The sequence below is a fragment of the Actinoplanes cyaneus genome, from assembly GCF_016862095.1.
GTDB lineage: Bacteria > Actinomycetota > Actinomycetes > Mycobacteriales > Micromonosporaceae > Actinoplanes > Actinoplanes cyaneus.
On sequence record NZ_BOMH01000024.1, the window covers coordinates 101,767 to 124,076 of the forward strand.

Below are 22,310 nucleotides of genomic sequence, written 5' to 3' on the forward strand. Positions count from 1 at the left end.
GGGCCGGCAGCGCGCGCCCGACCGCCCGGTCCGGCGCCGCCGCGAGTTCCGCGAGCAGCGCCCCGAAGCGGTCCAGGATCTCCTCGGCGGCCGGCGGGTCGAAGACGTCCGTCCGGTACGCGAGTCCGAGCCGGAGCCGCTCGTCCGGCGCCACCGCGAGCGTCAGCGGGTAGTGCGGCGCGTCGTCCCCGGTCACGTCGGTCATCCGCAGCCCGGCCGCGCCGGTCGACGAGTGCAGCGCGTCCGTGTCGAGCGGGTAGCTCTCGAAGATCGTCAGCGTGTCGAACAGCTCCCCGATCCCGGCGAGTCGCTGGATGTCGCTGAGCGGCAGGTGCTGGTGTTCGAGCAGGCCGGCCTGGTCGGCGCGGATCCGTTCGAGCAGTCCGGTCCAGGTCTGCGCCGGGTCGAGCGGCACCCGCACGGGCAGCGTGTTGATGAAGAACCCGATCATGTCCTCGACCCCGGCCACCTGCGCCGGACGGCCGCTCACGGTCGTGCCGAAGACGACGTCGGTACGCCCGGTCAGGTGCGCCAGGAGAACGGCCCACCCGGCCTGCACGATGGTGTTGAGCGTGACCTGCCGTTCGCGTGCCAGGGCGGTGAGCCGCTCGGTCACCTCGCGGGGCAGTTCCCGTTCCAGCTTCCCGGGCCGGGCGTCGAGGACCGCTCCGGCGCCCGGCGCCACCAGGGTGGCCTGATCCAATCCGGTCAGCTGATCGCGCCAGGCGGTGACGGCGGCGGCCCGGTCGGTGCTCATCAGCCAGCGCAGGTAGTCCCGGTACTGCCGCGGCGCCGCCAACTCGCGACCGTTGTAGAGGTCGAACAGCTCGCGCACCGCCAGCGGCGTCGACCAGCCGTCGAGCAGCACGTGGTGGTTGGTGAGGATCAGCCGGTGCCGCTCCGGCCCGACCCGGACCAGGGTGAGTCGCAGCAGCGGAGCGCTGGTCAGGTCGAACGGCGTGTGCCGGTCGGCCGCGGCCACCTCCTCGAAGCCGCCCTCGTGCACCGCCCAGGGCAGCTCCGCGTGGGCGGCGACGAGCTGCCGCAGCACGCCGCCGGGCCCGGCCGGGAAGCTGACCCGCAGCGCCGGGTGCCGGTCGAGCAGCGCCTGCCCGGCCGCCCGGAGGCGCTCGGGGTCCAGCGGACCTTCAAGATCAAGAACCTGCTGCACGACGTACGGGTCCACGTCCCGCGCCACCGCGGCCAGGAAGACGAGACCTTCCTGCAGCGGCGTCAGCGGCCACACGTCGCCGAGCCCACCGGGCCGGGCTTCGAGCGCGTCGATCTCGTCCTGCCCGATTCCGGGAAGCAGCAGGTCGGACGGCGTGCGCCCACCCGGTGCCCCGGCGAGCCGGTCGAGGGCGGTGAACCAGTCGCCGGCCAGTTCCCGCACCCGCTCCTCGGTGAACACGCCCTCGGGCCAGGTCAGCGAGACGCTCAGCCGGCCGTCCAGCACCGACGCGTTGATCTCCAGCGCGCGGCTGAGCGGCATGTCCGGGTCGGCTCCGCCACCGAGCCCGTCGACGGGCGTCCAGGCGCCCTGCGCGTCACCGCCGTCGAACCGGCCCAGGTAGTTGAGGACAATCTGCGGTTCGGGGCGAGCCGCGAGGGTAGCCCGGGTCTCGTCGTTGAGGTGCCGCAGCAGCCCGAACCGGGCGCCGTTCTCCGGCACGGCCCGCAGCTGCTCCTTGATCCGCTTGAGCGCGTCCGCCGGGCTACCCGGGCCCGGCGTGAGCCGCACCGGGTATTCGCTGGTGAACCAGCCCACCGTCCGGGACAGGTCGACGCCCGGCACCAGGCTCTCCTCCCGCCCGTGTCCTTCCAGCTCGACCAGCAGCGACTCCCGGCCGATCGCCAGGGCCAGGCCGGTGAGCAGCACGTCCGGCACCGACGCGTGGAACGCCGCCGGAACGTCGTGGATCAGCGGCGCGGTCCGGTCCGCGTCCAGGGTGACGGTGACGGTCCGCGCGGTCGCCACGGTGTCACGCGCCGGGTCGATCGCCCGGGCGCCCAGCACCGGCTCGGGGCCGGCCAGCACCTCGGTCCAGTACGCGAGCTGCGACGTGTCGGCGGCCGCGGTCCGCAGGCCGAGCGCCCACTCCCGGAACGAGGTCCCGGTGGCCGGCAGTCGCGGCTCCCGCCCGGCGGCCACGTCCGCCCAGGCCGCTGCCAGGTCGGGCAGCAGGATCCGCCACGAGACGCCGTCCACCACGCTGTGGTGCACGACGACCTCGACCTCGTCGCCGCGCCACACCACCTGGATCGGCACGCCGGCGGCCGGCCGCAGTCGCGCCGCGCCGGTGGTCACGACGTCCCGCGCCGTCACCGCACCGGGCGGCGCCACGGTCAGGGTGTCGCCGGTCCAGCGGGCGCGCAGCAGGTCGTGCCGGTCGAGCAGCGCCTGCACCACCGCGTGCAGCCGCTCCGGCGTCAGCCCGTCCGGGGCGCGCAGCACCATGCTCTGGTGGTAGTTCGCCGCCGGACCCGCGTCCCGCAGCCAGGTCAGCGCCGGCGTCAGCGGTATGTCGCCCAGGTTCGCGCCGGTCACGACCGGCCGGGACTCGACGGTGGGCGCCGCGATCGCGGCGAGGGCGGCCACCGTCCGCAGCTCGAAGATCTGCCGCGGCGTGATCCGCAGCCCGGCGGCCCGGGCTCGCGCGACCAGCTGCAACGACACGATGCTGTCGCCGCCGAGGCTGAAGAAGCTGTCGTCGACCCCGACCGACGGCAGCCCCAGCAGCTCCGCGACGAGGCCGGCGAGGGTCTCCTCGGCCGGGGTGCGCGGCGTGGCGTCACCGGTCAGCGCCCCGAAGTCCGGTGCCGGCAGCGCCCGCCGGTCGAGCTTGCCCGCCACCGTCACCGGCAGCCGCTCCATGGTGACGACGGCGGCGGGAACGAGATGGTCCGGAAGCCGCTCGGCGGCCCATTCCCGCAGATCAACGGCGTTCCCGACGACGTACGCGACGAGCCGCCCGTCCGTGGCCACCACCGCCGCCTGCCGGACGTCCGGATGCTCGCCCAGCGCGGCCGCCACCTCGCCGGGCTCGACCCGGAACCCACGGATCTTCACCTGGTCGTCGGCGCGTCCCGCGAACTCGAGCGCGCCCCCGGCCGTCCAGCGCGCGAGGTCACCGGTGCGGTACATGCGCTTGCCGTCGCGGAACGGGTCGGCGACGAACCGGCTCGCGGTCAGGCCGGGCCGGTCGAGGTAGCCACGCCCGAGCTGTGCGCCGGACAGGTACAGCTCCCCCGCCACACCGTCGGCGACCGGCCGCAGCCAGCCGTCGAGGACGTACGCGCGGGTGTTGCCGATCGGCCGCCCCACCAGCGGTTCGGCGCTGTCGGCGACCCACGCCATCAGCGTGTCCACGGTGCACTCGGTCGGCCCGTAGAGGTTGACGCCGGTGGTCGCCGGCGCCTCCCGCAGCGCCGTCCACAGCGCCGGCCCGGCCGCCTCCCCGCCGAGCATGACCAGGGCGGGTCCGTCGGCCCCGAGCAGTCCGGCGTGGACGAGCTCCTGACCGAGCGACGGCGTCACGTCGAGCGCGCCGATGCGGTGCTCGCGGACGTACGCGACGAACAGGTCAGCGTCACGGCGGGTCTCGTCGTCGAGCAGGTGCAGCTCGTGCCCGGCGATCAGCCAGAGAACGCCCTCCCACGACGTGTCGAAGACCAGCGCCGCGGAGAGCGCGACCCGGGTCCGTTCACGGGCGATGATCCGGGATCGGTGGTGCAGGTAGAAGTTGAGCAGGCTGGCGTGCTCGACCACGACGCCCTTGGGCCGGCCGGTCGAACCGGACGTGTAGATCAGGTAGGCGCCATTGCGCGGGTCGACGACGGGAAGTTCCGCCTCGGCCGTCTCGTCCAGCAACGCCGGGGTCACGACCACCGCCGGGGACGCGTCGGACAGCAGATACTCGATCCGTTCGGCCGGATAGTCCACGTCGACAGGCAGGTAGATCGCCCCGGCACGCAGCACGGCCAGCCACGCCACCAGCGCGTCCCCGGTCCGCGGCAGCAGAACGGCGACAACCTTCTCCGGCCCGGCACCCCGGGCGACCAGCACCCGCGCCAGACGATCCACCCGCACGGCCAGATCCCCGTACGTCAGCGAATCGGATCTGAATCGGACAGCAACCGCGCTGGGGCTGCGCCGGACAGCGGCGTCGAACTCCTCCAGGATCGTGCCCCGCGGCAGCTCCAGCACCGGGCCGGGGTCCCGCAGCGATCCGGCGGCCGGCAGGGCGGCGAGCCGGCCGTCGGGCTCGGCGGTGAACGCGGCGAGCAGCAGCTCGAGGCGGCCGAGCAGGCGCGTCGCCTGCTCGCGGGAGATCACGTCGGCGCGGAACTCGGCACCGAGCGTGAGCGTCTCGCCGGGGATCGCGGTCAGCGTGAACGGGTAGTGCGTCGCGTCGTGCCCGGTCACCTCGGCGAGGCGCAGCCCGGCCGCATCCTCGAGGACGCGCAGGCCGTCGGCGTCGAGCGGGTAGCTCTCGAAGACGAGCAGCGTGTCGAAGAGCGGGCCGATGCCGCCGAGCCGCTGGATCGTGGCGAGGCCGACGTGCTGGTGGTCGAGGAGCGCGGCCTGCTCGGCCTGGAGCCGGCTCAGGTACCCGGTCCAGGTGTCGCCCGGCCGTGGCCGGACCCGGACCGGGACGGTGTTGATGAACAGGCCCACCATGTCCTCGGCGCCGGGCAGGGTCGCCGGGCGGCCGGAGACGGTGCTGCCGAAGACGATGTCGTCGCGTCCGGTCAGCTCGGCCAGCACGAGCGCCCACGCGCCCTGCACGACGGTGTTCAGCGTCAGCCCGCGCGAGCGTGCGATTTCGGTCAGTCGCGCCGCGTCGATGACGTGCTCGATGGCCTCCGGGGTGGCCGCGGCGGTCCCGCTGGCGCCGAGCAGGGTCGGTTCCTCGACGCCGGCCAGGGCGTCGCGCCACGCGTTCTCCCCGGCCGCGCGGTCCTGCTTCGCCACCCAGCCCAGATAGTCCTTGTACGGGCGGACCGCCGGAACCGGGCGCCCGGAGTAGAGGAGCATCAGGTCACGCACGAGCAGCGGCGCCGACCAGCCGTCCAGCAGGATGTGGTGGGCGGTCAGCACCAGCCGGTGGCGGCGCGCGCCGAGCCGGATCAGGTGCCAGCGCAGCAGCGGCGGCCGCGCCAGGTCGAACGGCTTGGCCCGCGCCTCGCCGGCCACGGCGTCCGCGTGCGCGGGGTCCTGGCCGGTCAGATCGATCTCGGTCCAGTCCACCGGTACGGCGGCCGGGATCAGCTGCACCGGCTGACCGGCCTTGCGCGGCCGGAACGCGGCCCGCAGGTTGGCGTGCCGGTCGAGCAGCGCCTGCGCGGCGGCCCGCAGCCGGCCCGCGTCGAGGTCGCCGTCCAGGGTCAGCACCTGCTGGACCACGTAGACGTCCGGGGTGTCGCCCCCGGAGTAGGCGGACAGGAAGTAGAGACCCTCCTGCAGCGGCGACAGGGGCAGGATGTCCTGCAACCCGCTGGGCGTCGTCACTAGAGTCTCCATTCGTCTTCGAACTCGTCGATCTCGTCCTGGCTGAGTTCCACCAGCAGGTCGGAAGGGGTGTGGCCGCCGCCGGTGGCGGCGTCGCGCAGTCGGTCCAGAGCCCGGGCCCAGTGGCGGCCCAGCTCGGTGACGTCGGCCTCGGTGAGGACGCCGGCCACATAGGAGAGGCGGATGTCCAGCTCGGGCCCGGTCGGCAGGTCCGCGGTGGCCGCGTTGATCTCCAGCGCGTGCGCGACCGGGAACGCCGGATCGAGCCCGTCGCCGAGGGTGTCGTTCTCCGCGGCCGCGACCCATGCGCCGTCGTCGCCGACGGAGGCGGCCGTCATCCGGCCGAGGTAGTTGAAAAGGATCTCCGGCTGCGGGGTGGCCGCCAGCCGCGGCGCGGTCTCCGGGTTGAGGTGGCGCAGCAACCCGTAGCCCGCTCCCGCGTCCGGGACCGCCCGCAGCTGCTCCTTGACGAGCTTCAGCGCGGCCGCCGGGTCGTCGCCGCCGGGATCGATCCGGACCGGGAACTCGGTGGTGAACCAGCCGACGGTCCGGGTCAGGTCGCTGCCCGGGACCAGGTGCTCCTCGCGGCCGTGCCCCTCCAGGCGCAGCAGCAGACCGTGCGCCGCGACGGACGGGCGCCAGGCGCGCACGGCGAGGGCCAGGCCGGTGAGCAGCACGTCCTGCACCCCGGCATGGAAGGCCTCGGGAACCGTGGTGAGCAGCGGCAGGGTCTGCTCGGCGGTCAGCCGGACCGTGTGCTCGCGCTGGTCCGCGACGGTCCCGCCCCCGCCGAGCGACGGGGTGGGCGCGGCGAGGATCGACTCCCACAGCGGCAGCTCGGCGGCCCGGTCGCGCGCGGCGGCGGCCAGGCCCCGGGCCCACGTGCGCAGCGAGGTGCCGACCGGCGCGAGCGCGCGACCCTCCCACGCTTCGGCCAGGTCACCGGCGATGATCCGCCACGAGACGCCGTCGACCGCGAGGTGGTGGCCGGTCAGCAGCAGGCGGCCCGGGAGCAGCACCGCCTGCAGCATGCGGCCCTGTTCCGGGGCCAGACGCCGTACCGCGGCCCGGTGCTCCTCGTCGAGAGGCCGGTCACCGACCCGGACGATCGAGGCGGCGTCGACCGCCCCGGCCGGCGGAACGATCAGTCCGTCAGGCGTCCAGCGGGCTCGCAGCGCGTCGTGCCGATCGAGCACCGCCTGCAGGATGCGGACCAGGCGGTCCCGGTCGAGGGCCGCCGGGACGCGCAGCACCACGGACTGGGCGAACGTGTCGATCGGGGCGTTCTGGCCGCGCAGCCACGCCTGGATCGGGGTGATCGGCACCGCGCCCAGGCCCGCCCCGGCCGGCTCCGCGGACGGGCCGCCGGCCGACGTGACGACAGCTGCGAGGGCGGCGACGGTCTGGTTCTCGAACACCTGGCGGGCGCTGAGTTCCAGGCCGGCGGCGCGGGCCCGGGACACGAGTTGCAGGGCCACGATGCTGTCGCCGCCCAGGGCGAAGAAACCCTCGTCGATCCCGACCTCGTCCAGTCCCAGGACGTCGGCGAAGAGATCCGACAACAGCTCCTGCAGTACGGTCGCGGGCCGCTCGACGTCACGGTCGACGACCGGCTCCGGCAGGGCGTTGCGGTCCACCTTGCCGGCGGCGTTGAGCGGGAGCGCGCCGAGCATCACGATCACGGCCGGGACCAGGTGGTCCGGAAGCCGGTGGGCGAGCCACGCCCGTACCTCGGACGGGTCCGCGGTGCCCTCGGCGTAGCCGACGAGGTGGCCGTCGCGGGCCAGGACGTAGGCGTGGCGAACGGCCGGGTGCTCGGCGAGCGCCGCGGCGACCTCGCCCGGCTCGATCCGGAAACCGCGGATCTTGACCTGGTCGTCGGCGCGGCCCAGGAACTCCAGTTGCCCGTCGGGGGTACGGCGGACCAGATCGCCCGTGCGGTACATGCGCTCGCCGGTGGCGAACGGGTCGGCGACGAACCGTTCGGCGGTCAGCGCGGCACGGCCCAGGTAGCCACGGGCCAGACCGGAACCGGACAGGTACAGCTCGCCGGGGACGCCGGGCGGGACCGGTCGCAAGGCGCTGTCCAGCACGTACGCCCGCTTGTTGCGGTCCGGGCGGCCGATCAGGACCGGTCCGCCGGGCACGCATTCCCAGTACGTGGAGTTGACCGTGGCCTCGGTCGGGCCGTACGCGTTGAGCAGCCGGTGGGTGGCGGTCCAGCGGGCGAGGAGGTCCGGCGGGAGCCGATCGGCGCCGGAGATCACCGTCACACCGGGCGGGAACGAGCCGGCCGGCACCGCGCTGAGGGCCGCCGGGGGCAGCGCGAAGTGCGTGATCCGTCGCTCGTGGACGAACCTGGCGAAGTCCTCGCCGAGCCGGGACTCCTCCGGGGTGATCACCAGGGTGGCGCCGCGCAGCAGGCTCACCGCGAGCTCGGCGATCGTGACGTCGAAGCTCGGCGAGGCGAACTGCCCGATCCGGTGCCCGGGCGTCACGCGCCAGACCTCGGCGAACGTGTCGGACAGGTCGGCGAGGCCGGCGTGCGGAACGACGACGCCCTTGGGTCGCCCGGTCGAGCCGGACGTGTAGATGACGTAGGCGGCGTGGTCCGGCCGCAGCGGCGCGATCCGGTCGGTGTCGGTGATCGCCGAGTCGTCTTCGCCCGCACCGTCGGCCGGGCTGAGCACCGTGACGCCGGCCGGCAGGTTCGGGGCGCCGGGCGCCGCGACGATCAGCACCGGGCTCGCGTCGGCGGCCAGGCCGGCGATCCTCTCCGCCGGGTAGGACGGGTCGACCGGAAGGTAGGCGCCGCCGGCTTTCGCCACGGCCAGCTCGGTGACGAAGAGCTCCGCCGAGCGCGGCAGCAGCACCATGACGATGCGGTCCGGGCCGGCACCGGCGCGGATCAGCCGCCGGGCGAGCTGGTTGGTCCGCCGGTCCAGCTCCGCGTAGCTGAGAAGAACGTTTCCTTCCTCGAGCGCCGGGGCCTGCGGATCGGCCTGGACCGCGGCGGCGAAAAGCTCCGCCATCGTCCGCGGCACCGTCGGCGAGCGGGTCCCCTGCCAGTCACCGTCCAGCGCGTCCCGCTCGGCGGCGGAGAGAATCTCCAGTTCGGAGAGGCGCTGTTGTGGACGGTCGGCCGCCGACTCCAGCAGCCGGACGAGCCGGGCGGCGAAGGTCTCCGCCGTCGCGCGGTCGAACAGGTCGGCGCTGTACTCGACGACGCCGCGCATCCCGTCGACGGCCTCCTCCTCGGTCACGACCACCCCGAGGTCGAACTGCGCGACCCCGGTGTCGATCGGCACCGGCGAGGTGCGGAGCCCCGGCAGCCCGGGGGTCTGCGCGGGCACGTGCTGGAACGCGACCATCACCTGGAACAGTGGGTTCCGGGCGAGCGACCGCTCCGGGTTGACCGCCTCCACCACCTTCTCGAACGGCACGTCAGCGTTCCCGAACGCGGCCAGGTCCACGGCCCGCAGCCGGGTCACCAGGTCCGCGAAGGACGGATCGCCGCTGAGGTCGGCGCGCAGCACGAGCGTGTTCACGAAGAACCCGGCGAGCGCGTCGAGCCGCTGGTCGCCACGCCCGGCGACCGGGCTGCCGAGCGGGATGTCGGTGCCCGCGCCGAGCCGCCCCAGCAGCGCCGACAACGCCGCCTGCACCACCATGAAAGCGGTGCTGCCGGTGCGCCGGGCCAGCTCGCGAACCCGTTCGTGGGTGCGGGTGCCGATGCTGAACGGCACGATCCCGCCGCGGTGGCTGGGCACCGGCGGGCGCGGCCGGTCGGCGGGCAGCGTCAGTTCGACCGGGATCCCGTCGAGCGCGGCACGCCAGAAGGCGAGCTGGTCTTCCTGCACGCGGCCGAGCAGGTCGTGCTGCCAGAGCGCGTAGTCCGCGTACTGAACGGGCAGCGGCGGCCAGTCCGGTGCCCGGCCGTTCGCCCGGGCGGCGTAGGCGGTGCCCAGGTCCGCGATCAGGCGTCCCTCGGACCACTCGTCGGTGACGATGTGGTGCAGCAGGAGCAGCAGCACGTGCCGATCCGGGCCGTCGCCGAACAGGTACGGACGGACCAGCAGTTCTTCCGCCAGGTCGAACCCGTGACGGCCGGCCTCGGCGAGCGCCTCGCCGCTGTACTCCCCGAACCGCCAGGTCACCTCCGGCCGGTCGAGGATCCGCTGCTCCGGCCGGCCGTCGACGGCCGGGAACACCGTGCGCAGGCTCTCGTGCCGGTCGAGCACGTCGTCCAGCGCGAGCCGCAGCGCCTCCCGGTCGAGGGGCCCGTCGAGCCGCAGCGCGAACGCCACGTTGTAGGTCGGGCCGGGCCCGTTGAGCTGGTGGTGCAGCCACAACCGGTGCTGGGCGGGCGCGAGCGGCAGCGGGTCGGGCCGTTCGCCGGCGGTCAGTTCGGGCAGGTCCGCGCCGGTGCCGGAACGGTCCAGGACGGAGGCGAGCCCGGCCGGGGTCGGCTGATCGAAGACGGCCCGGATCGGCAGCGCGGTCCCGAAGACGGCGCGCACCCGGGCGGCCAGCGCGGTGGCGGTCAGCGAGTGCCCGCCGAGCGCGAAGAAATCATCCGCCGCGCCGACCGCGGGCAGCGTCAGCACCTCGGCGAACAACCCGCAGAGAATCTCCTCCGTGGCGGTGCGCGGTGCCGCCCCGCCGGTGATCCCGGCGAAATCGGGCTCCGGCAGGGCACGCCGGTCCAGCTTCCCAGCGACGGTCAGCGGCAGGGCGTCGAGCTCGACCACCGCGGCGGGGACGAGATGGTCCGGGAGGCGCCCGGCGGCCCACTCGCGAAGGCCGGCGATCTCCCCGACGACGTACGCGACCAGGTGCCCGACGTGCGCGACGACAGCGGCCTGCCGCACGGCCGGGTGCTCGCGCAACGCGGCGGCGACCTCGCCCGGCTCCACCCGGAAGCCCCGGATCTTCACCTGGTCGTCGGCGCGCCCGACGAACTCCAGCGTGCCGTCGGCGGTCCACCGGGCGACGTCGCCGGTGCGGTACATCCGCTCGCCCGGCTGGAACGGGTCCGCCACGAACCGGGTGGCCGTGAGTCCGGGCCGGTCCAGGTAACCGCGGCCGAGCGGGGCGCCGGAGAGGTACAGCTCGCCCGCGACGCCGGGCAGGGCCGGGCGCAGCCAGCCGTCCAGGACGTACGCGCGGGTGTTGGCGATCGGCCGGCCCACCGACGGGGTCTCGCTGTCGGCGACCCACGCCATCAGCGTGTCCACGGTGCACTCGGTCGGGCCGTACAGGTTGACGCCGGTCACGCCGCCGGCGTCCCGCAGCGCCTGCCAGATGCGCGGGTCGGCGGCCTCGCCACCGAGCGCCACCATGGCCGGGCGATGCTCCCCGTCCAGCAGCCCGGCGTCGACGAGCGGACCGGCCAGGGACGGGGTGACGTCGAGGAAGTCGATCCGGTGCCGGCGGACATGCTCCACGAACAGTGCCGGGTCACGGCGGGTCTCGTCGTCGAGCAGGTGCAGCTCGTGCCCGGCGATCAGCCAGAGAATCCCTTCCCAGGAGGTGTCGAAGACGAGCGCCGCCGACAGTGCCGCGCGGGTGCGTTCGCGGCTGATCAGGTGTTCGCGGTGGTGCAGGTAGAAGTTGAGCAGGCTGGTGTGCTCGACCACGACGCCCTTGGGCCGTCCGGTCGAACCGGACGTGTAGATCAGATAGGCACCACTGCGCGGATCGACGACGGGAAGTTCCGCCTCGGCCGTCTCCTCCAGCAACGCCGGGGTGACCACCACCGCCGGGGACGCGTCGGACAGCAGATACTCGATCCGCTCGGCTGGATAATCCACGTCGACAGGCAGGTAGATCGCCCCGGCACGCAGGACCGCCAGCCACGCCACCAGCGCGTCCCCGGTCCGCGGCAGCAGAACGGCGACAACCTTCTCCGGCCCGGCACCCCGGGCGACCAGCACCCGCGCCAGACGATCCACCCGCACGGCCAGATCCCCGTACGTCAGCGAATCGGATCTGAATCGGACAGCAACCGCGCTGGGGCTGCGCCGGACAGCGGCCTCGAACTCGTCGAGGATCGTGCCCTGCCGGAGTTCCAGCACCGGGCCGGGGTCCCGCAGCGAGCCGGACGGGCGGGCCGTGAGCGGTGGGATGTCCGCGACGAACGCGTCCAGCAGCGCGCGGAACCGGCCGAGAATGTCCAGCGCGGCGGCGGAGTCGTAGAGGTCGGGGCGGTGTTCGAGGCGCAGTCGCAGGGCGGCGTGCGGGACGACGACCAGGCTCAGCGGGTAGTGCGTGGCGTCGACCGGGATGCCGCCGCCGATCTCCAGGCCGTCGATGGGCGGCAGTCCGGCGGTCGCCGGGTAGCTCTCGAAAACGGTCAGCGTGTCGAACAGCTCGCCGAGGCCGGCGAGCCGCTGGATGGTGGCGAGGCCGAGGTGCTGGTGGTCGAGGAGCGCGGCCTGCTCGGCCTGCACGCGGCGCAGCAGGCCGGTCCAGGACTCGGCGGGGTCCAGGCGCACGCGGACCGGGACGGTGTTGATGAACAGGCCGACCATGTCCTCCACGCCGGGCAGCTCGGCCGGGCGGCCGGAGACGGTGGCGCCGAAGACGACGTCGTCACGACCGGTCAGCGCGGCGAGCAGCAGCGCCCAGGCGCCCTGCACGACGGTGTTGAGGGTGAGGCCGTGGCGCCGGGCGGCAGCGGTCAGTCGCTCGGTGTCACTTTCGGTCAGGACGATCTCGGCGACCTCGGGCAGGGCGGCCACCGCGGGCGCGTCCGGCGCGACCCGGGTCGGCTCGTCCACCCCGGCCAGCGCGGACCGCCAGGCGCTCTCGGCGACGGCCTGGTCCCGGCCCTTCAGCCAGGCGAGATAGTCGGTGAACGGGCGTGGTCGCGGCATCGGTGCCCGCGCGTACGACAGGAACAGGTCCCGCATCGCGAGCGGTCCCGACCAGCCGTCCATCAGCAGGTGGTGCTGGGTGAGGACGAGCCGGTGATCGCCGTCGCCGAGGGTGGCCAGGACGAAGCGCAGCAGCGGTGGCGCCGCCAGGTCGAATCGGCGGCGGCGCTCGCTCGCGACGAGCGCCTCGAAACCGGCGGCGTCCACGGTGACCCGGGTGAACGGCGCGGCTGCCGGCGCCGGGACCACCTGGACCGCGGTGCCGCTCGCGGTGCGGGTGAAGCCGCCGCGCAGGTTCGGGTAGCGCTCCAGCAACGCGGTGGCCGCGGCCTCCAGGCGGGCGGCGTCGACCGCGCCGGTCAGCGTGAAGACCTGCTGGACGGTGTAGACGTCGGTGTCTTGATCGAGATCGGACAGGTAGTACAGGCCCTCCTGCAGCGGGGAGAGCGGCAGCACGTCGGTGAGGTCGGGCCACCGCCGGGTCAGCCCGGCAAGGTCGTCAGCGGTCAGGCCGGCCAGCGGGACGTCGCCCGGGGTCAGCGCGCCGGCGCCGGGCTCGTTCGCGGCGGCGAGCAGCGCCACCAGCGCGGCCAGCCAGTCGTCGGCGATCCGGTGTACCTCGGCGTCGCCGAGCGCGGCGGCCGGGTAGCTGAACTCGGCCCGCAGCACCGGCCCGCCCGCGCCGTCGACGGCGGCCACGTTGACGGCCAGCCGGTGACTCACCGGCATCCGCGGGTCGGCGACGGCGTGCGCGGCCGGCAGCTCCGGCGCGATTCCCCAGTCGGCGTCGCCCGGCGGCACGGTGAAGCGCCCCAGGTAGTTGAAGAGCACGTCGGGCTGCGCGGCGAAGCCGGTCTTCTCTCCACGACCCGTCTTTGCGGGCGCCGCCGACGCGGACGCGTCGGATAGGGACTCGGCGGGCTCGGACGCGGGCGCGGGGGTGAGGTAGCGGAGCAGGCCGTAGCCGATGCCACCGTCGGGGATCCAGCGCAGGTGCTCCTTGACGCCGCGCAGGACGGCGGCGGGGCCACCGGCCGCGGCCGGCAGGCGCACCGGGTATTCGCTGGTGAACCAGCCGACCGTGCGGACCAGGTCGGCGCCGGGGACGACCTGCTCCTCGCGGCCGTGACCCTCCAGGCCGACCAGGGTCGCGGTGTGCGGGCCGGAACGGCGGGCCAGGGCCAGCGCGAGACCGGCCAGGAGAACGTCCTGGACTCCGGCCCGGAAGATCTCCGGGACGGTGGACAGCAGCGGGCCGGTGACGGCCGCGTCGACGTCGACGGTGACGCGCCGCAGCGTGCCGGCGGTGTCCCGGGCCGGGTCGAGCCGGCGTCCGCCCGGCCGGTCGGTGGCGCGCGCCGGGTCGAGCTGTCCGCCGGGGCCGTCGGTGATCTGCTGCCACGGTGCACGGTCGGGCCGGGCCTCGCGCAGCCCGAGCGCCCAGCCGCGGAACGACGTGCCGGTCGCCGCCGGGGTCTCGCCGCGCGCCGCGGTGGCCAGGTCCTCGGCGAGGATCCGCCAGGAGACGCCGTCGACGACCAGGTGGTGGGCGACGAGCAGCAGGCGGCCGGACTGTTCGCCCAGGTCGAACCAGACGGCCTGGACCATGGCGCCGGCCGCGGGGTCGAGCCGGTCCGCGGCGGCCTCCCGCTCGGCGGCGATCACCTCGGTGAGGGGGCGGCCGGCGAGGTCGTCGCCGGCGACGACGCGAAGGTCGAGGCTCAGGTCGCCGGCGGGCACGTCGAGGGCCCAGCGGCCGTCGGCGGTGGTGACGAGGCGGGCGCGCAGGACGTCGTGCGGGGCGAGGGCGGCCTTGACGACGGCGGCGATCTCGATGGCACCGGCCTTCGCGGGGGTGCGCAGCAGCAGCGCCTGCGAGTACCGGTCGATCGGGGCGTCCAGGCCGCGCAGCCAGGCGATGATCGGCGTTTCCGGCACCATGCCGGTGCCGGCTTCCGCCGGGGCGGCCGCGGCCGTGACGACGGCGGCCCGGGCCAGCTCGGCGACCGTCTGGTGTTCGAAGACCTGGCGCGGGGCGAAGTGCAGGCCGGCGGCCCGGGCCCGGGAGACGAGCTGGATGGAGAGGATGCTGTCGCCGCCGAGGGCGAAGAACCCGTCGTGCCGGCCGATCGCCGCCTCGTCCGTGCCGAGCAGCCCGGCGAAGATCTCCGCCAGGGTGCGTTCGGCGTCGCCGACCGGCCGCTCGCCGCCGGGGGTGGTGATCTCCGCCGCCGGCAGCGCGTCCTTGTCGATCTTGCCGCTGGTGGTGAGCGGCAGCGCGTCGAGCACCACGACCGCGGTCGGCACCAGCGGCGCCGGGAGCCGCGCCGCGAGGTGATGGCGCAGCTCGGTGCCCGGGACCTCACCGACGACGTACGCGAGGAGGTGGTTGTCCCGGACGACGACGGTGGCCTGCGTGACCGACGGGTGGGCGGTGAGCTCCGCCTCGACCTCGGCCGGCTCGACGCGGAAGCCGCGCAGCTGGACCTGGTCGTCGGTGCGGCCGAGGAACTCGATCTCCCCGCCGCGGGTGCGCCGGACCAGGTCGCCGGTGCGGTACATGCGGGCGCCCGGCTCGGCGAAAGGGTCCGCCAGGAAGCGGGTGGCGGTCAGGGCCGGGCGGTTCAGGTAACCGCGGGCCAGGCTGTCGCCGCCCAGGTACAGCTCGCCGGGGACGCCGGGCGGGACGGGACGCAGGCGGGCGTCGAGGACGTACGCGGTCCGGTTCAGCTCCGGGCGGCCGATCAGGACGGTGGCGAAATCCTCCGTCGCCGTCCAGCTGGTGGCGGTGACGGTGGTTTCCGTCGGGCCGTACGCGTTGATCAGGCGCCGGCCCCGCGACCAGCGCCGCATCTGCTCGGCCGGCATCGCCTCGCCGCCGACGACGACGGTCACGCCCGCCGGGATCTCCGTCGAGGGCAGGGCCGCGAGCAGCGCCGGCGGCAGGTCCACGTGGGTGAGTCCTCGCTCGGCGACGAACGCCCCCAGGCCGCTGCCCAGGCGCAGGTCCTCCGGGACGACGACCAGGGTTCCGCCGGACAGGATCGTGGCGGCGAGCTCGCTGAACGCGACGTCCACGCCCGGCGACACGAACTGCGACGCGCGCGTGCCCGGGCCCGCGCCGAAGCCGTCGCGCACGCTCGCGACCAGGGCGGCCAGGCCGCGGTGCGGGACCACCACACCCTTGGGGCGGCCGGTGGAGCCGGAGGTGTAGATGACGTACGCGGGAGAGTCGGGGTTGATCGTGACCCTGGGGTCGCTCGCGTCGGCGGGCAGGTCGCCGATCTCGGTCAGCACCAGCACCGGGCGGGCGTCGGCGATCTGCAGCTCGTGGCGGCTCGCCGGGTGGTTCGGGTCGAGCGGCAGGATCGCGGCGCCGGACCTCGCGATCGCGAGCACGGCCACGACCAGGTCGGCCGAGCGGGGCAGCAGGGTCGCGACGACGCGTTCCGGGGCGGCGCCGGCCGCGATCAAGCGGTGCGCGAGCCGGTTGGCGAGAGTGTCCAGCTCGGCGTAGGTGAGCGTGCGCTCGCCGTCCTCGACCGCGATCGCGTCGGACGGCCCGGCGAACAGCTCGGGCAGCGTGCGCGGCGCGAGGTCACGGCGGTCGCCGCGCAGGGGGGCCCGCTCGTCGTCGAGCAGCAGGTCCAGCGAGGAGATCGTGGTGCCGGGGTCGGCGGTGACGGCGTCCAGCAGGGTCACGAGGCGCTGGGCGAAAGCGGTCACGGTCTCGCGGTCGAACAGGTCGGTGCGGTACTCGACGCTGCCGGTGAGCCCGCCCGCCCGCTCGGCGACGTCCACGGTCAGGTCGAACTTGGCAGTGCCGGTCGCCACCAGGCGCGGCGTGACCTCCGCCCCGGGGAAGCCGGCGATCTCCGGCAGCGCGGCCTGGTAGGAGACCATCACCTGGAACAGCGGGTGGTGGGCGGGCGAGCGCCGCGGGTTGAGCTCCTCGACCAGGCGCTCGAACGGCACGTCCTGATGGGCGAGAGCGGTCAGGTCGGCCGCCCGGACGCGGCGCAGCAACTCGGCGAAGGTGGGGTCGCCGGAGACGTCGGTCCGCAGCACCACCGTGTTGGCGAAGAAGCCGACGAGCCGCTCCAGGGCGTCGTCGCCCCGGCCGGCCACCGGCGTGCCGAGCGGGATGTCGTCCCCGGCGCCGAGCCGGCTCAGCAGCGCCGCGACGGCCGCCTGCAGCGTCATGAAGACGGTGACCCCGTGGTCGAGGGCGAGCCGGCGCAGCGCCTTCTCCAAGTCCTTCCCGATGCCGAACGTGACGGTGCCGCCCGCCTCGGAGGCCTGCGCGGGCCGCGGCCGGTCGGCCGGCAGCCGCAGCAGCTCGGGCGCGCCGGCCAGGTTCTCCCGCCAGAAGCCGACGTCCATCGGCAGCGCGTTGTGCCAGGCGGCGTAGTCGGCGTAGCGGACCGGCAGCGGTGCCCAGTCCGGCCGGCGCCCGGCGAGGCGGGCCGCGTACGCGGTGGCCAGGTCGTCGAGCATCGGCGTCAGCGACCATTCGTCGCCGGCGATGTGGTGCACGAGCAGCAGCAGCACGCGCTGCGACGGGAACCAGCGGGCGCGCAGCGGCGCCTCGGCCGTGATGTCGAACGGCTCGCGGACGGCCTCGTCGACGTCACCGTCAGCGATCACCAGGCGCACGTCCGGGTCGAGCAGGACGGGGTCCGGCGTGTAGATCGTCCGCAGTGGCTCGTGCCGCGCGACCAGGTCGTCGAGGGCGACGCGCAGCGCGTCCAGGTCCAGCTCACCGGCGACGTCGAGCGCCAGCGGAAGGTTGTAGGTCGCGGTGGGCCCGTCCAGCTGGGTCAGGAACCACATCCGGCGCTGGGCGGCCGACATGGCGGGCGCGCCCGTGCCGGGAACCAGCGGCGGGCGGTCCGCCGGCCGGAGCCGGGTCGCCAGCGCGGCCACCGTCGGCGCCTCGAACACGTCCCGCAGGGTCAGGTCGGCGCCGAGCACGGTCCGGACCCGGGCCGCGACCCGGGCGGCCAGCAGCGAATGGCCGCCCAGCGTGAAGAAGTCGTCCCGCACGCCGACCTGCGGCACGCCCAGCACCTCGGCGAAGATCCCGGCGAGCAGTTCCTCCTCGACCGTGCGCGCGGTCTCCGGCATGGCGGCCGCGTAGTCGGGAGCGGGCAGGGCGTTGCGGTCCAGCTTGCCGTTCGGCGTGGCCGGCAGCGCCGGGAGCGCCACGACGGCGGCCGGCACCATGTAGTCGGGCAGCGCCGCGGCGGCACGGCGGCGAAGGTTTTCTTCGTCCACGGCCGAGGCGACGACGTAGGCGACCAGCCGGCGGTCCCCGGGCCGGTCCTCACGGATGATCGCCACGGCCCTGGTCACCCCGGGCCCGCCCTCGAGGACGGCCTCGATCTCCCCGAGCTCGATCCGGAAGCCCCGGAGTTTCACCTGGTGGTCGACCCGCCCGAGAACGTCGAACGTTCCGTCGGGCAGCCGTCGCGCGAGGTCACCGGTGCGGTACATCCGCTCGCCCGGCGCCCACGGGTCGGCCACGAACCGCGCGGCGGTCAGCCCGGGACGGTTCAGGTATCCGCGGGCCACGCCGGCGCCGCCGAGGTACAACTCCCCCGGGAAGCCGTCCGGCACCGGCCGCAGCGCGGCGTCCAGCACGTACGCGCGGGTGTTCCAGATCGGCCGGCCCACGCTGACGTCGTCACCGGTGAGCCGGTGCGCGGTGGACCAGATCGTGGTCTCGGTCGGCCCGTAGAGGTTCGTCACCTCGGTCGCGTGTTTCCGCAGCTCGGCCGCGAGTTCCGGGGGCAGCGCCTCGCCGCCGACGAGTACCCGCAGCCCGCTGAGCGCCGCGGTGCCAGCGGGCACGTCGGCCAGCGCGCGCCACAGCGTCGGGGTCGCCTGCACGACGGTGGCACCGGTGCTTCTCACCAGCCCGGCAAGAACTTCCGGGTCCTGCACGGACTCCTTGGCGGCAAGAACCACCGCCGCCCCGCACAGCAGCGGCAGGTACAGCTCCAGCCCGGAGATGTCGAAACTTACCGTCGTCACCGCGAGCAGCCGGTCGTCGCCGCGCAACGGCACCTCCTCGCGCATGGCGAGCAGGAAGTTGACCAGGTTCTCCCGGGTGACGACCACGCCCTTGGGCTTTCCGGTCGATCCGGAGGTGTAGAGGACGTACGCCGCGTCGTCCTCCGTCGAAGCCGCGGACGGGCGCGTCGTGATGCCGTCGGCACCTCCGGCGGAGAACGACGGTGCGGACGGGCGGGTCGTGATGCCGTCGGCGGTGATCACCAGCGCCGGGTCGCTGTCCTCGACCATCCAGGCGAGCCGGTCGGCCGGGAAGTCCGGGTCGAGCGGCAGATAGGTAGCGCCGGTCCACTGCACGGCGAGCAGCGTGACCAGCAGCTGCGCGGTGCGCGGCAGCCGGACGGCGACGATCCGCCCGGGGCCCGCGCCGCGCCCGGCGAGCTCGGCGGCGAGGGTGGCGACGCGCTCTTGCAGCTCGGCATAGGTGAGTGACGCGCCGCCGGGCTCGATCACGGCGACCGATCCGGGGGTACGGGCCACCTGCGCGCGCCACAGCTCGGCGAGCCCCGCCGCGGGCAGTTCCCGCGCGGTGTCCTCGATGACCGGCGCCGCCATCAGTCCCAGCCGGCCGGTCGGCGTGTCCGCGTCCGTCGCCGCGAGGGTGTTCAGCAGCTCGGCCAGCCGCGTGGCGTGCCCGTCCAGCTCGGCGTCCGTGTACCGTGCCGGGTTCGCGTCGAGGGCGAGTTCGAGCAGGTCACCGCCGCGGTCGTCGAGCGTGATCGACAGGTCGTCGACCGGCCCCGGCGACACGTACCGCGGGGTTCCCGGGTTGCCACCGAAGTCGAGCGTCGCCCCGAACGGCTTGATGTTGACCCACGGCCCGGTCAGCCGTCGTTCCCCGCCGACCAGGCCGAGGTCGCGCCGGATGTCCTCGCCGCGGTAACGCTGATGCCGCCGGATCGTCCTGATCTGCGCGGCGACCCGCGTGATCAGCCCCGCGACGGTGTCCGCCGGGTGGACCGCGAGCCGCAGCGGCAGCACGTTGACGGCGGTGACCGGCACCCGCGCGGCGACCGAGCCGAGCCGGCCCATCATCGGCAGCCCGAGCACGACCTCGCCGGCGCCGGTGAGCCGGTGGACGTAGAGCGCCGTCGCGGCGAGCACGGCCTCGACCCGGGTGGCCTTCGCGGCGCCGCCGAGCGTGGTCAGCCCGCGGCCGACCCCGGCGGGCAGGGCCACGCGGCGGCGCAGGAAGGTGGGGCTGGGCCGGGACGGGCCGGACGCGAGGTCGGGCACCTCCAGCCCGGCCAGGTGCTCCCGCCAGAACGCGCGGTCGGTCTCGCGCTTCGCCGACGCGCGGTAGGCGGCGTCCTCGGCGACCACCTCGGCCAGCCCGCCGAACGGGTTCTCCGGCACGTCGGCCCCGGCGGTCATCGCGGTGTAGACGGCGGCGAGCCGGTTCGCGACCAGCGCGGACGTGTAGGCGTCCATGACGATGTGGTGACAGCGCTGGTACCAGGTCCACCGGCCGGCACCGCGCCGGATCAGTGCCTGCGCGAAGACCGGCCCGGCCGCCAGGTCGATCGGCGTCGCCAGGTCGTCCCGGATCCACCGGTCGAGGGCGTCGTCGTCGAGCTCGAGGATCCGCAGGGTCCACGAGGGATCCTCGACGATCTCCTGCCGCGGTACGGCGTCGGCGCCGGAGAACCGCACGCGCAGCGCCTCGGCGTCGGCGATCGTGCGGCGCAGCGCCCGTTCGAAGACCACCGGGTCGATCTCGCCGTCGATGTCGACGCAGGCGGCCGTGGTGAACGCCGGTCCGGGGTCCAGGTGCTGGGCGAACCAGACACCGGCCTGGGCCGCGGTGAGCTCGAGACGGTCGGGCACTGGCGTAACTCCGTTGTTGTGCAGGGTGGAAACCGCCGCGCCCGGCAAAGCGCGGCGGTCCACGGTGGGGCGTCGGGTCAGGCGTCCATCTGGGCGATCAGCGAGGCGGGCCGCATGTCGGTCCAGTTCTTCTCGACGTAGTCCAGGCACGCGGCCCGGCTCTCCTCGCCGAACGCGACCGTCCAGCCGGGCGGCACGTCGGCGAACGCGGGCCAGAGCGAGTGCTGGCGCTCGTCGTTGACCAGCACCAGGTACCGGCCGTCCTCGTCCTCGAACGGGTTGGTCGTCACTTCGCCTCCGTCCAGGCCAGCCCGTCGGCCGACGGGACCAGGCCGTCCTCCAGCAGCGGCAGCTCCCGCGCCTGCTCGCCGAGCACGCCGCGGACCTGCACGTTGTTCATCTCGGCCATGACTTCACGGACCACCGGCGTACCGAAGAGGTGGTGCATCTTGTCGCCGGTCTCGGTGTCCATGGCACCGGTGCGCTCGACCGCGTCGGCGAGCGCGCCGGACGACTCCCGGAACCCACCGACGAGCTGGTCGGCGTTGGTGAACGCCTGCTCGCCGGAGTGCACGCCGCCGACCAGGCTGACGAACGCCTCCAGGTCGGTCGCGTTGAAGTTCGTGACCTTCCGGGCCTTCCAGAAGTACGACTCCTCGTTGCTCTGCATGTCGTAGAACGCGGAGAGGAACTCGTAGAAGACCCGGTACTCCCGGCGGTAACGCCCCTCGAACTCGGCGAAGACGCGCTCCTCGGTGCTCTCGCCGGCCAGCACGGTGTTGATCGAGCGGGCGGCGAGCAGGCCGGCGTAGGTGGCCAGGTGCACACCGGTGGAGAAGACCGGGTCGATGAAGCACGCGGCGTCGCCGACGAGGACCATGCCGGGCCGGTGGAACGTCGAGTTGGTGTAGGAGTAGTCCTTGCGGGTGCGGATCTCGCCGTAGACGCCCTCGGTGACCCGGGTCGCGTCGGCGAGCATGTCCTTGACGATCTCGCAGCGGTCGAGGAAGCCGCGCATCGCCTGCTCCTGGTCGCCCTGCAGCTTGGCCGCATGCTCCCGGGCGATCACCACGCCGACGCTGGTCAGCTCGTCGGACAGCGGGATGTACCAGATCCAGCCCTCGTCGAAGGCGGCGCAGAGGATGTTGCCGCTGTCCGGTGCGGGCAGCCGCTTGCCGCCGGTGAAGTAGCCGAACAGCGCGATGTTCTGGAAGAAGTCGGAGTAGAGCCGCTCACCGCCGACGTTCTGGTGGACCCGGCTGCGGTTGCCGGAGGCGTCCACCACGAAGGTCGCGCGGATCTCGTGCTCGGCGCCGTCCGGGTCGGTGTACCGCACTCCGCGGACCCGCTCGTCGTCGCTGACGACCTCGGTGACCGGGCTGTTCTCCCGTACGTCCACGCCGGTCCTCGCAGCGTTGCGCAGCAGGATGTCGTCGAACTTCATCCGCTCGACCTGGTACGCGGTCGAGGTCGGGCCGGACAGCTCGGGGGCGACCGCGAACAGGAAGTTCCACGGCACCGGGTTGGTGCCCCAGCGGAAGCTGCCGCCGCGCTTGACGGTGAACGCCGCCTTCTCCAGCTCCTCGGTGACGCCGAGCATCCGGCCGATGCCGTGCACCGTGGACGGCAGCAGCGACTCGCCGATCTGGTAGCGGGGGAAGGTTTCCTTCTCCAGCAGCACGACGCGGTGGCCGCGCTTGGCGAGCAGGGTGGCGGTGGTCGACCCGCCCGGGCCGCCGCCGATGACGACGACGTCGGCGCTCTCGATGATCGGGCTCAACGCTTCCCCTCCAGCAGGCTCCACCACGCGGTGACCGTCGGCTCCTTGGCCAGGTCGAGGTATCCGGCCTCGTAACCGGCCTCCCGCCAGCGGGTGGCGAGGCTCATCAGGCGGATCGAGTCGAGTCCGAGGTCGATCAGGTTCTCGTCGTCGGCGAAACTGCCCGGCTCCTCGGCCAGCACCTCGGCGACGTCGCTGCGCAGACGTTCGAGGCTCAGGGGTGCGGTCATCTGCGGGG

At 74.2% G+C, this 22,310-nt stretch carries 4 protein-coding genes and 1 pseudogene; all 5 read right to left on the bottom strand.

Annotated features, from left to right (window positions below):
* Positions 1-28: 28 nt before the first annotated feature.
* Positions 29-5,524, bottom strand: a pseudogene (locus tag Acy02nite_RS47750) (amino acid adenylation domain-containing protein); the annotation flags it as partial.
* On the bottom strand, positions 5,512-20,292 hold the full coding sequence (locus Acy02nite_RS16065) for a non-ribosomal peptide synthetase (RefSeq protein ID WP_203741336.1): 14,781 nt from the start codon (positions 20,290-20,292) through the stop codon (positions 5,512-5,514). The pseudogene Acy02nite_RS47750 and the gene Acy02nite_RS16065, both read right to left, overlap by 13 nt.
* Positions 20,293-20,369: 77 nt before the next feature.
* Positions 20,370-20,582 carry an MbtH family protein gene (locus tag Acy02nite_RS16070; protein ID WP_203741338.1) on the bottom strand — a complete coding sequence of 71 codons (213 nt, stop codon included), beginning with the start codon at positions 20,580-20,582 and terminating at the stop codon, positions 20,370-20,372.
* Entirely contained in the window at positions 20,579-22,072 is a 1,494-nt protein-coding gene (locus Acy02nite_RS16075) for an FAD-dependent oxidoreductase (protein ID WP_239174894.1), read from the bottom strand. Before Acy02nite_RS16075 ends, Acy02nite_RS16070 begins: the two co-directional genes overlap by 4 nt.
* Positions 22,069-22,302, bottom strand: a complete 234-nt coding sequence (locus tag Acy02nite_RS16080) for a phosphopantetheine-binding protein (protein ID WP_203741340.1) — start codon at positions 22,300-22,302, stop codon at positions 22,069-22,071. The genes Acy02nite_RS16075 and Acy02nite_RS16080 overlap by 4 nt, the downstream gene beginning before the upstream one ends.
* Positions 22,303-22,310: the final 8 nt, after the last annotated feature.